At 46.4% G+C, this 15,574-nt stretch carries 18 protein-coding genes and 2 pseudogenes; 7 read left to right on the plus strand and 13 right to left on the minus strand.

All coding sequences use genetic code 11. The features are described 5' to 3' along the window. Positions 1–67: 67 nt before the first annotated feature. The 5 genes from RS881_RS58420 to RS881_RS58440 all read right to left on the minus strand — a co-directional run bounded on the left by RS881_RS58420 (position 68) and on the right by RS881_RS58440 (position 3,091). Positions 68–436, minus strand: coding sequence for a DbpA RNA binding domain-containing protein (locus RS881_RS58420; RefSeq protein WP_315819142.1), 369 nt, complete (start codon positions 434–436; stop codon positions 68–70). Next, complete coding sequence (locus RS881_RS58425) at positions 414–1,388, minus strand: DEAD/DEAH box helicase (RefSeq protein WP_315819143.1); 975 nt, start codon at positions 1,386–1,388, stop codon at positions 414–416. The genes RS881_RS58420 and RS881_RS58425 overlap by 23 nt, the downstream gene beginning before the upstream one ends. A gap of 320 nt (positions 1,389–1,708) precedes the next feature. After that, positions 1,709–2,143, minus strand: coding sequence for a hypothetical protein (locus RS881_RS58430; protein WP_315819144.1), 435 nt, complete (start codon positions 2,141–2,143; stop codon positions 1,709–1,711). Between the two features lie 41 nt (positions 2,144–2,184). Beyond that, positions 2,185–2,463 carry a hypothetical protein gene (locus RS881_RS58435; RefSeq protein WP_315819145.1) on the minus strand — a complete coding sequence of 93 codons (279 nt, stop codon included), beginning with the start codon at positions 2,461–2,463 and terminating at the stop codon, positions 2,185–2,187. 70 nt (positions 2,464–2,533) lie between these two features. Continuing rightward, complete coding sequence (locus tag RS881_RS58440) at positions 2,534–3,091, minus strand: asparaginase domain-containing protein (protein ID WP_315819146.1); 558 nt, start codon at positions 3,089–3,091, stop codon at positions 2,534–2,536. A 234-nt stretch (positions 3,092–3,325) separates the two neighbouring features. Here RS881_RS58440 and RS881_RS58445 point away from each other — a divergent pair, with 234 nt between their 5' ends. From RS881_RS58445 to RS881_RS58470, 6 genes are all read left to right on the plus strand, one after another. Next, positions 3,326–3,619, plus strand: a complete 294-nt coding sequence (locus tag RS881_RS58445) for a hypothetical protein (RefSeq protein WP_315819147.1) — start codon at positions 3,326–3,328, stop codon at positions 3,617–3,619. Beyond that, on the plus strand, positions 3,607–3,813 hold the full coding sequence (locus RS881_RS58450; RefSeq protein WP_315819148.1) for a hypothetical protein: 207 nt from the start codon (positions 3,607–3,609) through the stop codon (positions 3,811–3,813). Before RS881_RS58445 ends, RS881_RS58450 begins: the two co-directional genes overlap by 13 nt. Further along, complete coding sequence (locus RS881_RS58455) at positions 3,765–4,292, plus strand: hypothetical protein (RefSeq protein ID WP_315819149.1); 528 nt, start codon at positions 3,765–3,767, stop codon at positions 4,290–4,292. The genes RS881_RS58450 and RS881_RS58455 overlap by 49 nt, the downstream gene beginning before the upstream one ends. Before the next feature lie 62 nt (positions 4,293–4,354). Beyond that, the gene (locus tag RS881_RS58460) at positions 4,355–5,032 is read left to right on the plus strand and encodes a hypothetical protein (protein ID WP_315819150.1); all 678 of its coding nucleotides are present in this window, start codon (positions 4,355–4,357) and stop codon (positions 5,030–5,032) included. After that, positions 5,029–5,739: a mechanosensitive ion channel family protein gene (locus RS881_RS58465; RefSeq protein ID WP_315819151.1), complete on the plus strand. Its 711-nt coding sequence runs from the start codon at positions 5,029–5,031 to the stop codon at positions 5,737–5,739. Before RS881_RS58460 ends, RS881_RS58465 begins: the two co-directional genes overlap by 4 nt. A gap of 431 nt (positions 5,740–6,170) precedes the next feature. Further along, positions 6,171–6,440, plus strand: a complete 270-nt coding sequence (locus RS881_RS58470) for a hypothetical protein (protein ID WP_315819152.1) — start codon at positions 6,171–6,173, stop codon at positions 6,438–6,440. A 176-nt stretch (positions 6,441–6,616) separates the two neighbouring features. On the opposite strand, the pseudogene polA reads toward RS881_RS58470, so the two are convergent. From polA to RS881_RS58505, 6 genes and pseudogenes are all read right to left on the minus strand, one after another. Continuing rightward, positions 6,617–7,956: pseudogene (gene polA / locus RS881_RS58480) on the minus strand (DNA polymerase I). Continuing rightward, positions 7,929–9,062 (minus strand): 5'-3' exonuclease H3TH domain-containing protein, encoded by a 1,134-nt coding sequence (locus RS881_RS58485; RefSeq protein ID WP_315819155.1) that lies wholly within the window; start codon positions 9,060–9,062, stop codon positions 7,929–7,931. The pseudogene polA and the gene RS881_RS58485 overlap by 28 nt, the downstream one beginning before the upstream one ends. After that, on the minus strand, positions 9,002–9,358 hold the full coding sequence (locus RS881_RS58490) for a PIN domain-containing protein (protein ID WP_315819156.1): 357 nt from the start codon (positions 9,356–9,358) through the stop codon (positions 9,002–9,004). Before RS881_RS58490 ends, RS881_RS58485 begins: the two co-directional genes overlap by 61 nt. A 504-nt stretch (positions 9,359–9,862) precedes the next feature. Then, positions 9,863–11,905 (minus strand): excinuclease ABC subunit UvrB, encoded by a 2,043-nt coding sequence (gene uvrB, locus RS881_RS58495; RefSeq protein ID WP_315819157.1) that lies wholly within the window; start codon positions 11,903–11,905, stop codon positions 9,863–9,865. Between the two features lie 228 nt (positions 11,906–12,133). Then, positions 12,134–12,343, minus strand: coding sequence for a hypothetical protein (locus RS881_RS58500; protein ID WP_315819158.1), 210 nt, complete (start codon positions 12,341–12,343; stop codon positions 12,134–12,136). Between the two features lie 32 nt (positions 12,344–12,375). Beyond that, positions 12,376–12,594 (minus strand): hypothetical protein, encoded by a 219-nt coding sequence (locus RS881_RS58505; protein ID WP_315819159.1) that lies wholly within the window; start codon positions 12,592–12,594, stop codon positions 12,376–12,378. A gap of 218 nt (positions 12,595–12,812) precedes the next feature. Between RS881_RS58505 and RS881_RS58510 the strand changes: the two genes are divergently transcribed. Then, on the plus strand, positions 12,813–13,394 hold the full coding sequence (locus RS881_RS58510; RefSeq protein ID WP_315819160.1) for a T9SS type A sorting domain-containing protein: 582 nt from the start codon (positions 12,813–12,815) through the stop codon (positions 13,392–13,394). 453 nt (positions 13,395–13,847) lie between these two features. Here RS881_RS58510 and recA read toward each other — a convergent pair. Then, positions 13,848–14,830: pseudogene (gene recA, locus RS881_RS58515) on the minus strand (recombinase RecA). Positions 14,831–15,286: 456 nt separating this feature from the next. After that, on the minus strand, positions 15,287–15,574 hold the full coding sequence (locus RS881_RS58525) for a hypothetical protein (protein WP_315819163.1): 288 nt from the start codon (positions 15,572–15,574) through the stop codon (positions 15,287–15,289).

Here is a 15,574-nt window from a genome sequence, read left to right on the forward strand (position 1 = left end):
CCTTTACACCACAATGAGTCACTGTATTCACTCGTAGCTCGCAGCTCAAAGCTCATAGCTGTATTCCCTACTTCGCTACCTCTATCTTCACCTTCTTATTCTTGATCTTCTCCGTTTTGATGAGCTGTAAAGTATGCCCCGCCTTCGATTTGCGCACCGCTACAAAGGAAAAGAAATCCTTCACTTCGATCAAGCCAATATCTTCTTTTTTCAATTGACCCTTATTGGCCAGGAAGCCCACAATATCCACTTTGTTCACTTTGTCTTTCTTACCGGCTGCAATGAATAAGGTGGTCCATACTGGTTTTTGGGGCAATTCGGCCGTAGCGGGTAATTCAATCAGTGCTGGGGCCGGACTGATGTAGGGCGGTACATATTCATTGGGCCCTACTACCAGGATGGCCGTACCACTTTTATCCATCCGCCGTGCGGCCATTGCGGTGCGTATAAGATTCCTCCGTATTGGGCAGTTGGTAATGTACAATGTACCGGATATTGGGAATATCCAGTCCCCTGGCCGCCAGGTCAGTAGTGACCAATACATTGGAGCTGCCATTGCGGAACTTACACAACGCGCTGTCGCGCTCCTGTTGTTCCATGGCACCATGATAAAATACGTTGTAAATGCCTTTGTCCCTCAGGAAAACACTAAGTTGGTCTACAAATTCACGCTGGTTACAGAATATGATAGTAGAGCGATTGCCCAGCGCACAGATCAGCCTGAACAACGTGCCTGATTTATCTTTGTCATCACTCTTTACCATTTGTATGGCCAAAGCGGGCGACTTCTCGCCAGTCAGGAAATTGATCTCTACTGGGTTCTTCAGGCCAACGAATGCGGGTACTTCTACCGCTTCCGTAGCCGAAGTGAGTATTCTTTTCTTCAAGGCAGGCAGGGAGCCCACTACAAAAGACATTTCTTCTTCAAAACCTTGCTCCAGCGATTTATCAAACTCATCCAGTACCAGCGTTTCAATATGCGTGGTCGTGATATTGCCGCGGCGAATATGATCGGCCAGCCGGCCAGGCGTACCTACAATCAGCGCAGGCGCTTGTTTCAGGTTGTTCTCCTCTGTTTCACGCAAGTGACCACCATAACAACAAGTGATCTTAAAACCCGTACCCATTTTCTTGAATACCTGCTCAATTTGTAGAGCCAGTTCACGGGAAGGTACAATGATCAATGCTTGGGTTACTCGTTTGTCCCTATCCAATAATTGAGTCACCGGCAACAGGAAGGCCAGCGTTTTGCCAGAACCTGTATCGGAGAGCAATACAACAGAATCAGCATTTTTATTGGCTTCCAGCGAGGTCAGCTGCATATCGTTCAGCGCGTCGATCTGTAAATTGGAAAGCGAGTCCTCAATCGAAAAGAGAGAATTTTGCATCCCGCAAAAGTACGTCAATTCCCGTCGGGGCCAAGTCCGGGCAGATTAATCCCAGATTGTGGAGAACATTAAGTCATCTGGAAACTTATCAGCCTTTCAAGCTTACTGACAGGTCTCCTAAAGCAAATAACCAAAGCTACACAAGGAGAGGAGTTGGCTCGCCAGGCCGCCCGGAGGATCGGGCCTGGTTTGATTTTTTTGGTTCTTTTGCATCAAGGCAAAAGAACAGAAAAAGCCTTTGGGGCTAACCCAAACTACGGTAAAAGTAGGATATGAATAGGCGACCCAGACAAGCGCGCTGACGTACTGTGCCTAACTGGTCAAGCCTTGTTCACCATCCTGTGGAACTTTTCCAGCTCGGTAATATCAGGCGGAGAAAGCGTTTCATTGTTGTTGTACTTTACCTGAAAGAACAGTACCCGCTTGTGTTGGGGATATTTGGCAAGAATAGCTTCAATCATTTGCCCCACCTTTTCATCTTTTTCGTACAAGGGTTTGGGCGGCGGCGGGGCTGATTTATAGCGGGTAGGCTTTTTCATGATCACCGCTTCCAGCGTGGCCAGTTTACCATCCGGAATAGATTCCACTTTAAGCGCTTTCTGGTATAACCCTTCCAGTTGCTTCTTACTTAGCCCGCCCCTTTCTTCGTATTGATGGGCCAGGCTTTTCACAAAAGTAGAATCGGGCCTGGCTGCCAGCATGGCCTCCAGCACATCCTTGATCACATCTACGTCTACCTTCTTTTTCTGTAACATAATTGGAAGCCCGAAAGTAAGAAAAAGCAGGAGCTGCCGGGTCAGAACAACCAGCTACAGGTGAGTAGCGCCAGTCCCAGGCCAAAAACACCGCCAATGGCCGAGGCTACCGCATCCATAAAATCATACACCCCAAGACCCGTAATGAGGGAGAAAAGCTCAAATCCGTAGCTAATAACGATCACAAGTGCCAAAACTGCCACCACTGATAGGGCTATATGATTGGGCATCAGCCACCAGCCCAGTCCCTGCAAAATCGCACCCATGAGGATGCCTGCATAAAAATGTCTCCATTTATCAGGGGCTATGCTTTTGAACAAGAAGTATAATTTTAGGAATGTGCCGGCAAGGCATTCAGTAAAGATCGCCCTTGCCTACCTGTAAGGTAAGTCAAAATATAACCCCACCCATCCTGCCAACACCATAAATCTCAAAAATCCTGGACCAGACATTACTCCATCTCTTCAAAAATTCCCGTTTGTTTATTCTTCCGCACATTGTCCCAGTTGAAAAGCGGCCATTCATAGCTACATATACCCCTGGAGGAAGAGATTGTGCAAAGGCCATGGCGCTGCCCAGGTTAAACAGGCCATCCGAGCTACCAAATTTGATGGGGATCATCGCGCCCGTGAGCACAATCGTTTTGTTTTTAATGCTTTCGGCCAGCACTTTAGCCGTAATGGCCATCGTATCCGTTCCATGCGTAATAATGATCTTGTCTTCTTCACATTGTATACACTGATGAACGATCAGGTCACGATCCTCTTTCGTCATGTCCAAACTGTCAATCATCATCAGCGTCCTGATCACTACCGGTACTTTATTGCGCCCCATTTCCAGCAGGTCATGCATCTGCGTGTCCTTAAAGAACAATTGACCATTCAATTCATTGTATTCTTTATCGAAAGTACCGCCGGTAATAAAAATGCGAATAGGCTGTATGGGCATGTGAAAAGATTTACGTGGACGAAATTAAAGTATTAAAAAATGGGCCGTTTTAGATTTAGAAATTCTACACCTACCCTTCCATTTGCTTCGTGGCTGTTTAAGAAGCTGGTAAATATGTTAAATACTATCTTCCTCTAACCAATTGACCAATAGGGGGTCAGATAAACCCCTTGGTATAATATTTCACCCGCGAACCCCATCTTTTTATAGTTTAGCGTCAGCAAAAATCAACGCATGAAAAACCGCTTTCGCCACCTGGTGACGAGTACTATCCTTTTATTACTTACCCTGGCCACTACAGCCCAGGACACGGCCCGTTTCAGACAAGATAAATCCCCTGGCGGTCGTGCCGATTCCGCGAACCAGCAATCTGATACCAGCCGGCCACGGCGAGGAGGCATGTCATCCCTCTTTGCCGATTCAGCCAAACTCACCAGTAGCGACTACCAGCTGCAGATTGAAAAACCTATGTCATCCTTGATAATATTGAGAACAAAAGCGAACTGGGCCTGGCTGTGCTCAACGTAAAGGAAAGATTGGTAGATGCCGATTCTGTACTGGCTGTATTGAAAGATATTATTCATAATAATAGCAAGGCGTTGAACCTGCGCAACCTGCAGGTATTCCGTAGCCTGCTGCTGAACCTGCAACGGAAGGGAAAGAGCACCGGGAAGTGCTGGATAGTACGGAACGCAAACTGGAAGGATTGCGCAGCAGCATGAAAACCTTGATCACAGATACCGTTTTGCGGCAATTATTCCGCGATTCTGTACTACGCCAGCAGTTTAGCGGGCCCCTGAAGGATATGCGGGAGAACTGGCGATCCAGTACCAGGCACCTTCGGGAAAGCCTGGCCACCATTAACCTCCTTCAAACCCAAAACTCTTCCAACGCCATTACCACTGCCAGACTACTGGAAAATGTAAATACCATGCTGAATACCTCAGCGGCCCGGGTTTTGGAAAAGAATACAACTATTTATGGGAGAAAGACAAAGACAGCCTGTCGGCCAGCGTACGGTCTTCCTTTGGTAAAGTGTATGAAGGGGAACAGAAAGCCCTGCATTATTATTTTAAAGACAGCGGGAATAAACGGTTCTTTCTACTCCTCATTGGCTTCCTCTTTTTATTTGGATCTACCGCAACATACGTGCGCTGAAGCGCCTGCAGGCCATGTCGGCCATTCAGGACCTGGGTTTTGATTACCTGCCCTCCGGTTATATCGTTTCTTCTTTTGTGATCATGTTTAGCATCGCCCCGCTGTTTGATCTACATGCACCGGCCGCCTACATTGAATCCATGCAGTTTTTCTGTTGATCATCCTAACCATTATCTGCTGGAAAAATGGCCACGTAAACTGTTTTGGTATTGGATCGCCATGGCCATTCTGTATATCTGTTTTGCTTTTACCCATCATATTGTAGACCCCGGATTTTGGGAGCGCATGTGGCTTATTTTGTTGAACATCCTTTCCATCGTATTTGGTTTGCTCTTCCTCTCTAAAATGAAAGAGCACCTGCACATGAAGGGCTTTCTGCGCTTTGTGATCATCCTGCACAATGTGATGAATGTGCTCTCCATCCTTTTCAATATCTGGGGGCGCTTTTCCCTCGCGCAGATCTTTGGCAATGCTGCCATCTTTGCCTTTACACAAGCCATTGGCCTGGCCGTTTTCAGTAAGATCGTTATGGAATCCATTTTGTTGCAGATCATGACAAGTCGAGCCAAGCGTGGTATACAAAGCCGGTTTGAATACCAGCATGTACTCAATGGATTTCGCCGGCCCCTGTTATTCCTGGTCGTCATCTTGTGGCTCATCGTATTTACCACCAACCTGAACATCTATACTTCTGTATTGAATGGACTGACCGATGTTTTGCAAAACCCCCGGCATATTGGCAATGCCTACTTTACCATTGAGGCGTCCTCCTTTTCTTTATGATCATATGGATAGCCCACCTGCTGCAAAAGTATGTAGGGTATTTCTTTGGCGATACCGGCACGGATGATGAGATCCATAACAAAGGCCAACGGTCCAGACTACTGATCGCCCGGCTCATCCTGCTTTGCCTGGGGTACCTGCTGGCAGTAGCCGCATCGGGTGTACCCGTAGATAAAATTACCATTGTATTGGGCGCCCTCGGTGTAGGTATTGGTTTGGGGTTACAGAATATCGTGAACAATTTTGTATCCGGTATCATCCTCATTTTCGACCGGCCACTGCAGATAGGCGATTCTGTAGAAGTGGGCGACAAAGCCGGCCGTGTTCGGGAAATCGGTTTGCGCTCCAGTACCTTACTCACACCAGATGGCGCCGAAGTCATCATCCCCAACGGAGACATCCTATCACAACAGATCGTGAACTGGACACATACCAATAACCAGATCAGGCTCGAAATGGAACTTTCGATAAGTGGAAGCAAGGATATGGAAGTAGTATCCTCCGCCATTAAGAATGCCATCCGGGCTTCGCGTTATGCTTTTGAAAACAGGGAACCTCAGATACTCTTTACCAAAGTAAACGAAGATGGGTTCGACCTGAAGGCCTTCTTCTGGTGCGCCGATGTATTCAAGTCCGAAGAAGCCAGGAGCAATGTATTGTTACTGTTGCATGAAAAACTAAATGCCGCGAACCTGCACATCAATTAATAAACAATATTGTTCAATTAAATGGTCATACACTAACCTAGCAGATGTCAGCCTGAGCCTGTCGAAGGCGTCTTTGGGTGGGTCGCTCTCAATAAGCGGCTCACCCTGACATCTTCATCATTGCGGACATTGTTCTACAAAATGATATGACCCCCGGCTGGCATACGGAAAAAGAGCTTTCCTCACGGTTTAGCATCCCCCATTAAATCCATGAAATGATGGTACAGACAAGAAAAATTCGTAGCTTTTCTTAGACGGAAATATTGTTTCACGCTGGATTGCTTACCAATGGAGCCAATATCTATTATTTTGCTGGGAGCATTAGTGCTCGTGTACTTTGTTTGGTACAGGCCCACTTTTTTACTAAAGCCTGTCAGAGAAAGAAAAGAACTCGTAAAAAGTTTGAAGCCGCAATAAACCTGAATCAACAATTGCTTGCCGATGTACAACAGTATGCCGCAAACAATAACTTACTGGATAAACCTTTTATGGAAGAACGTACTTTCCGTCAGAAAATAACTGAATTGGAAACGGCACGCGATGAGTTTTTCAATGAAGAGAATTACCTGGGCCTCCGCGCACGCAATCCCAGGAGCCTTGACCTGCAGCTGATGAGCAAAACCCTCGATGATCAGATAATTTACCACCAGCGTATTCAAAAAGCGTTGGATCGGTACATGGCCGGCCCCGGCATCCAATAAAAACAGCTTCTTCCAATTTTCCTGATTGCTCCCGGGACAATGAGTAAGTGAGCCATAATATGGGTGCGCCCTGCCTGTAATAGGATGGTTATATCGCTATGATATGCCGGAACCATACCAGCGTTAATGAAAAAGGGCCAATCCGAAGATCAGCCCTTATAATAAGCTATTAAAAGTTAGTGTGCTTCAAGCCAGCTCTCGCCTCCACCGATCTCCGCTTCTACAGGTACCTCATTGGGCAATGGCAGCGCGCCGCGCATGCAGTCAAGGATAATCGGTTTAAGCGTTTCTGCCTCTTCACGCGTGGCATCAAAGATCAACTCATCATGCACCTGCAGGATCATCTTTGACTTGAACTTATGCTTCTTAAACGTTTCCTGGATCTTGATCATGGCCAGTTTGATCATATCAGCGGCTGTACCTTGAATGGGCGAGTTGATGGCATTGCGTTCCGCAAAGCCACGAACAGTGAAATTGGCCGAGTTAATATCACGCAGCCAGCGTTTACGGCCCATCAGGGTTTGCACATAACCTGTTTCCCGGGCAAAGTTGATCGTATCATCCATGTACTTCTGGATATTGGCAAATTGCTTTTATACGTATCAATGATCTCTTTCGCTTCTGTACGGCTGATACCCAGGTTGTCGGCCAGGCCAAAAGCACCCTGCCCGTAGATGATGCCAAAATTTACACTCTTGGCTTTGTAGCGCATTTCCTTGGTAACATCCTTTTCTTCCACCCCATAAACTTTAGCGGCCGTAGCCGTGTGAATATCCCGGGCATTTTTGAAGGCATCGCACATGGCTGGATCGCCGGAAATAGCAGCCACAATACGCAGCTCTATCTGCGAGTAATCGGCCGAAAGCAGGATATGGTTGCTATCCCTTGGAATAAAGGCTTTGCGGATCTCTTTGCCTCTTTCCGTTCTTACGGGAATGTTCTGCAGGTTGGGGTTGTTGCTGGACAAGCGGCCTGTAACCGCTACTGCCTGGGCATAGGAAGTATGTACCCGGCCGGTTTTTTTATTGATCATCGTAGGAAGCGCATCCACATAGGTAGATTTCAGCTTCGTCAACTCCCGGAAGGCTAGAATATCTTCTACTATTTTACTTTGATTGGCCAGCTTTAGCAGTACATCTTCACCCGTAGCATATTGACCCGTCTTGGTTTTTTTAGCCTTGGGGTCCAGCTGCAGCTTTTCAAACAATACTTCACCCAATTGTTTAGGCGAGGCCAGGTTGAACTTTAAACCTGCTTGCTGGTATACGTTCTCTTCGGCTTGTTTGGCCTCTTTGTCTAGTTGGACGGAATATTCTTTTAAGAAGTTTTCATCTATCCTGACCCCTTCAAACTCCATATCCGTGAGCACTTTCACCAGCGGATTTTCCACCTCCAGGAAAACTTTCTCAACATCCTTGGTTTTCAGCAGCGGAGCAAAGACCTGCTTTAATTGCAACGTAATATCTGCATCTTCAGCGGCATAGTCTGTTATCTTTTCCAGCGGCACATCCCGCATATTGCCCTGGTTCTTCCCTTTTTGCCAATCAGCTCATCAATATGCACTGGTTCATAACCTAAATACTGTGCACTCATGATGTCCATACTGCGTTTGCCATCCGGTTCGATGACATAATGCGCCAGCATCGTATCAAAAATATTGCCCCTCAATTCATAGCCGTACCATTTAAGCACCAGCATATCATATTTCAGATTCTGTCCTACCCAGGTAACTTCCTTTTTATTGAACAGCTTTTCAAACTGCTTCAGGATGCCCAGCGTGCCTTCCTGGTTGCCAGTTGGTACCGGTACATAATAACCCTCACCAGGCGTATGGGAAAAGCTCATGCCCACCATATCCACATCATTGGCATCAATGCCGGTTGTTTCCGTATCAAAACAAATTTCCGGCTGTTCCAGTAATTCCTTGACCAGGGTTTTAATAGCTGCATCGCCAACAATGGCCAGGTATTTATGCGGCGTATTGTGAATGGTTTTACCAGCTACAATCACTTCCCCGCTTTCCGCCCTATCGGCATCCCCGCCTTCTCCATCCGCCGCGCCTTCTGTTTGCTGTATTCTGTCTTCTGTATTCTTCTTTTTGCTTTCTACCACGTTGCCAAACAGATCTGTTTGTACCCCTTCCGGTGCCGTGGCCTTCCCGGCTATTACAGCAATATCTTCACCCAGTATTCTTTTGGCTACCGTTTTAAATTCCAGGTCGGTAAACACTCCCCGCAGCAGGTCTTTGTTCAATTCCTTCACCCGGAAATCTTCTGCATGAAACGATACCGGTACATCCGTAATGATGGTGGCCAGTTTTTTGGAAAGTATAGCTGCATCTTTTCCATTGCGTACCTTTTCACCCAACGCCCCTTTGATCTTGTCCGCATTGTTCAATACATTCTCCAGCGTACCATATTCTGCCAATAACTTCGCCGCTGTCTTTTCCCCTACTCCGGCAATGCCAGGTATATTATCTACTGCATCGCCCATCAGACCCAGGATATCTATCACCTGGTGCACCTCCTGGATATTCCATTTTTCGCATACTTCCTTGGCGCCTAATATTTCAACATCGCCACCCTGGTAGCCGGGTTTGTAGATCTTGATCTTTTCTTCCACCAATTGACCATAATCCTTATCGGGGTTACCATGTACACTTCAAATCCTTCTTTGGCAGCCTGTTTACTTAAAGTACCAATTACATCATCTGCTTCATAACCATCCAACTCTACGATGGGGATATTGAAGCCACGGATAATACGTTTGATATCGGGAATGGAAGCCTTTAGGTCTTCGGGTGTTTCCTGCCGGTTGGCTTTATAGTCGGCAAACTCCGTATGCCGCTCTGTGGGCGCATGTGTATCAAAAGCCACCGCCATATGAGAAGGCTTCTGATTATTGAGCAGGTCAAGCAAGGTATTGGTAAAACCGAACTGCGCATTCGTGTTCTTACCCTTGAGGTAATGCGTGGATTGCGTATCAGTGCATAGTAAGCACGGAATACCAATGCATAAGCGTCGAGAAGAAATACTTTTGGCTCATGCTGCTAAGTTAACAACAATGGCCACATCCGGGCTTGAAAAATTAACTGTTTCTGCGGGTGTTTTGCGACAAAATCAGGTCGATATATCTCTTTATTAGCTCGTAGCTCAAAGCTTGGGGCTCGCAGCTTTTTCCAGCCCTCACCTCTTCAGTCCCCTGGCGTAAGGTGGGTCGCTCTGCAGCCAAGCAGATGTAGCGCTGAAGAGCGGCTCACCTTCATCAGGAAAGAGGTGACACCTTTCCCTTACCACGAAAACGAAAGGTGTCACCTCTTAGCCCCTGGCGCGAGGTATGTAGCAGAGCTATTGTGGGATTGCGTACTTGTGCCCACGAAGCAAAGGACTGCCGACTGCCGATTCACGATTGCCGTCCTCTCCTCACTTCTTCAGCTCTTCCAGTTTCTTCTGCATGCTAAACATTTCATCTCTTAGCCGGGCCGCTTCCATAAAATCAAGATCACGGGCGGCTTTCTCCATTTCCTTTTTGGTTTTGCCTATGGCTTTCTCCAACTGGGGGATGGTTTGGTAAACCGCCTGTTCTTCTGCTGCCGCATGTACCACCAGCTCCTGATCAGGTGCCATGGCATAAGGATTCTTTGGATCGTATCCCTTTATATCCAGTACCGATGTCTGGGCAAATACCTGTTCTTTCGATTTGACAACAGTGCGTGGTGTAATATGGTGTTCTATGTTGAAAGCTACCTGTTTTTCCCGGCGGCGGGTGGTTTCATCAATGGTACGCTGCATGCTTTCTGTCATCTTATCCGCATAAAAGATCACCAGTCCGTCCACATTCCGGGCTGCACGGCCTGCTGTTTGTGTCAGCGACTTTTCATTACGCAGGAAACCTTCCTTATCAGCATCCAGTATAGCCACTAGCGATACTTCAGGCAGGTCCAGGCCTTCCCTTAAGAGGTTTACCCCTACCAAGACATCTATTTCGCCCAACCTAAGCTGCCGTAGTATCTCTACCCGTTCCAGCGTATCTACTTCACTGTGGATATACTTTGATTTGATATTGATCCGGTGCAGGTATTTATCCATTTCTTCCGCCATCCGTTTGGTAAGCGTGGTTACCAGTACCCGGTCGCCCTTGGTGATCCGCTTGTCTATTTCATCCAGCAGGTCGTCGATCTGGTTTACACTAGGCCGTATCTCAATGGGAGGATCCAGTAAGCCTGTTGGCCTTACTACCTGCTCCACTACGATACCCCCACTTTTCTCCAGCTCATAATCTCCCGGCGTAGCGGATACGTATACCGTTTGATCCACGATCTGCTCAAATTCGTTAAAGTTCAGCGGACGGTTATCCAGCGCCGAGGGAAGGCGGAATCCAAAGTCTACCAGGATCAGCTTACGGCTCCGGTCGCCACCATACATACCACTGATCTGGGGTATCGTCTGGTGACTTTCATCGATCACCGTCAGGAAGTCTTTGGGGAAATAATCCAATAAACAGAAGGGCCTGGTGCCTGGTATCCGGCGATCGAAGAAGCGGGAATAGTTTTCCACCCCATTGCAATAACCCAATTCCCGGATCATTTCCACATCATAATTTACCCGCTCGTTCAGGCGCTGGGCTTCGATGTACTTGCCATTCCTTTTAAAATACTCTACCTGGGCGCTACTTTCATCCTGTATCTCATGTAGAATTTCCTGGATCATGTCTTTGGGAGCCAGGTATAAATTGGCCGGGAAGATGGCAGCATTATCTACTACACCGATCCGTTTGCCCGTATTGATCTCCAATGTTTCAATGCTTTCAATCTCATCGCCAAAGAAGGTAACCCGGTAACCCCAATCCATATAGGGCAGGTTAATGTCCACCGTATCACCCTTTACCCGGAAAGTACCGCGCGTAAAATCTGTTTGGCTTCGCATGTACAGGGCATTTACCAGCCCATGGAGGAACCCTTGCCTGGAAAGTACTTGTCCCTGGTGGATCCGGATGATACCATTCTCAAACTCGGCAGGGTTACCAATACCGTAGATACAGCTTACGCTGGCCACTACTATAATATCGCGGCGTCCGCTCAGCAACTCGGTAGTGGCATGCAACCGTAGTTTGTCCAGTTCTTCATTAATGCTAAGGTCTTTCTCAATATAGGTATCACTTACCGGCAGGTAAGCTTCGGGCTGATAGTAATCGTAATAACTTACAAAATAGCCTACCGCATTTTCAGGGAAGAACTGTTTGAATTCACCATACAGCTGCGCTACCAGGGTTTTGTTATGCGTCAACACCAACGTAGGGCGCTGTACCTGCTGGATCACGTTGGCAATGGTAAAGGTTTTACCACTACCGGTTACCCCCAATAAGGTCTGGTGTTTCTCATCATTCAATATCCCTTCCGTCAATTGCCGGATGGCTTCCGGCTGATCTCCTGCCGGTGAAAATGGTGCGTGTAGTTTAAAAGGCATATAGTTGTTAAAACAGCCTGCAAATTTATGGAAATAGCGGCTGCAGGTAAGTTATCCATTATTTGGATACCGGCGCCGCTGACTTTTTTTTAGGCAAGCTGAATCTATAACAATTATCGGGCGTAGTTGTTTCCAGACTGCAGTAGCCCTTGCTCGGAAATAAAAAGGGCTACTAATCAATAAGTTATGCTCCTGGGTGCCCATTCTTCGGGAAAGATGCAGGCGTAGTTATTTATTCTCGATCCTTCTTTTCAGGTAATCCGTATAATCAGGAAGTGCAGCCGCATAATCCGATTGCATCAGGGGCGATGTGAGTACAAAATCAGCAGTTGACCGGTCGCACGCTACGATGCAATTCCAGGCAATGGCTACCCTAAGCAATGCTTTTACGTCACTGTCGTGCGGCTGAGCCTCCATGGGATCCCAGAAAAAGATCATTACATCGATCTCGCCTACTGCTATCAGGGCTCCTATCTGCTGATCACCCCCAGTGGCCCACTTAGCAGTTTCTTAACGGGCCTGTCCAGCTTTTCCTCCAGCAATTTCCCGGTGGTGCCCGTGGCTATCAATTCGTGTTTGGCCAGTACCACCTTGTTGAATTCTGCCCAATCTATCAGGTCCTTCTTCTTATTATCATGCGCTACCAGCGCAATTCGCTTACGGGCATCTATTCGCCTTGATGTCAACATAGCTTCTGTGTTAAAGTCTGTATTAAAGGTTTTGGGGTGAAAAGGTAACTGGATTTTGAAGAAACTTTAACGCAAAAGAAATAATTTTCAGCGAGATATCGCGTTTTCCACATTCGGGCACAGTAATTGTTAATAACTATTTCCCATTTACTTTTCCATTAAATTCTATGTACAAAGGTTTGCTGATAGGTTTGCTAAGCCTGTGCACACATGTCTGCATGGCACAGGATACTTCGGCAGGGGCCCCTCCTGAAGAAGCGGCTTCTATCGTGCCTGATTCAGCGATCTACCTCAGTGATCTTGTCGCTACCATTAAAGACAATGCCAAGGTGATCCTCAACTGGCGGATGATGAGCGGTAGCCCGGCTGAATTTATTGCGGTGGAACGTAGCAGCAATGGACGTGATTTTGAAACAGTTGCTGTGATCAGGCAAACCGCTGCCGGTGTTTGGTACGAATGGATTGATGATGCGCCTGCCAGGGGGCGAAATTCCTACCGCATTCGTTTTGCTGGCAAGCAAGGCGCTGTTCAGTATTCAAAAACAATTCCGGCCATTATTGCTGGTGATATATCTTTTAGGTTCTATCCCAACCCTGTGGATAGCGTCCTCATTATTCGTTCAGAATTCCTTCTTGATGTGCAGATCGTTGATGCCAACGGTAAAGTACGGATTACCCAAAACAAACTACAGGGATTACAAACCGTGAATGTAGCATCACTCGAAAAGGGAATGTATCTATTGCGTATTAGTAATCTTACTACAGGCCTGGTAAGCCAGGAACGTCTTCTCAAAAACTAACAAACGGTCGGGAATCGGTTAGCCGAACGGGTTTTTACGTGCGTATAGTAAAAACTTAGAAAGTGTTTCTCACTCATTTGGGTATAAAGGCTTCGTTTCTCACTCATAAACTACTTTTTTCATGAGTATTTTTACTATAACCACAAAATGGTATTGCACATGTCAAAATTCACCCTTATTTTTACCTTGGTTTTTCATAGGATATTGGATTTTAAAGCGGGGTTGAATGTCTATTCAGACCCCTTTTTATTTCTACTACTTACCACTCCGTTTGACAGCCAGTCTACCATTCCAGCATTTCCCCCTGATTTACCATAGTATTCATTTTTCCTTCAGGTACCAACAAAGAAAAGGTCCTGAAGAATCAGGACCTTTCATTTACTAACCCCTTAGTATTCACTTACTATAACATAGTTTATGCAGTAGCAGCGGGTGCAGTGCTTTGCATTTCTTTTATTTTTCACGAATCTTCGTTTCAATTTCATTGGCTAACTCTGGATTGTCGCCCAATAACTTCTTCACAGCATCACGACCCTGTCCCAGCTTATCGCCATTATAACTAAACCAGCTACCACTTTTCTGTACTACACTCAATTCAACACCCATATCCAGGATCTCACCAACTTTGGAAATACCCTCACCAAATACGATATCAAATTCTGCTGCACGGAAGGGAGGCGCTACTTTATTTTTTACCACTTTTACTTTTACACGGTTACCAATGGCTTCATCACCATCTTTGATCTGCGCCATACGGCGGATATCCAACCGTACAGAAGCATAGAACTTCAGGGCATTACCACCGGTAGTTGTTTCAGGATTACCAAACATGACCCCGATCTTTTCACGAAGCTGGTTGATAAAGATGCAGATGGTATTTGTTTTATTGATGGTGGCAGTGAGTTTACGCAAAGCCTGTGACATCAGTCTGGCCTGTAATCCCATTTTGCTATCACCCATTTCACCTTCCAGTTCCCCTTTGGGTACCAGGGCGGCTACTGAGTCAATAACTACTACATCCAGTGCACCGGATAAGATCAGGCGATCGGCAATTTCCAGGGCCTGCTCACCATAGTCGGGCTGGGAGATCAGCAGGTTGTCTACATCCACACCCAGTTTTAGTGCATAAGCGCTGTCAAATGCATGCTCCGCATCAATAATGGCGCACATACCGCCTTTTTCTGTGCTTCGGCAATAACATGAATAGCTACAGTTGTTTTACCGGAAGATTCTGGTCCATAGATCTCTACAATTCGGCCTTTGGGAAGACCGCCAACTCCCAGCGCTGAATCCAACCCAATGGAACCTGTTGATATCACTTCCATGGGGTCCGTTGACTTTTCATTCATCATCATCACACTTCCTTTGCCGAAGTCCTTTTCGATCTTGTCAATCGTCAGCTTCAGCGCCTTGAGCTTTTCGTTATTTGCAGACATAATGGGTTATTTTTTGTTATAGTAGTCAAAATTACCGAATGTCAAATGTAGGGGAAATTATATTATCAACACTAATTTTATTAGTATTATTTGGCTAATTATTTTGGGCGCCGCTAAAATTCGTAGTTTAACCGGGTCAGGAACAAGCAACTAGATAAGGATGCAATAAGGAAAGGGGAACTGCCGGTTATTTCCGGTTTCAGCCTGCCTGCCCGACGTACAGGCAATAAAAACCCCGCTACCGGAATGTTCGTAGCGGGGAACTACAGTAGAAAACTACCATAGGGAAATTTTAGAACTAATTCAGGAAAAGGCGATGGCTGAAAACCATTTTCCAAAGGGACTACAAAAGACCTATCCTCCAATACCACTTTGTGGTAATTCTAATCACCTATAATATGAGGGTTTTCTTTTACTCGAAAATCACCCGTTTCAGGTAGAATACTTTTTCATCTACTAGCAACGGTGTTTTGCTGGCGACAGCCACTCCCTTTTGTCCACCGTGCTTCTTTTCACCCCCTCACTGGTCGTAATATCCAATGGTAAGGCCCCATCATAGTTCAATAATTTTATATGCCAGGTGGTGTCGCCTGTTTTGGTTACCTGTATGTCGAGCTTTTGGGTAGTGCGCAAATAAAAATCAAACAATGGCTTCAGGTTGGTACCTGATTCCCGGCTGAAGAATTGCTCCACATCATCTGTGGTGACCAGGTTATCGTAGGTAGTGCGACTATCAGTCGCCAT

This window comes from Paraflavitalea speifideaquila (assembly GCF_032395985.1).
GTDB classification, from domain to species: Bacteria; Bacteroidota; Bacteroidia; order Chitinophagales; family Chitinophagaceae; genus Paraflavitalea; species Paraflavitalea speifideaquila.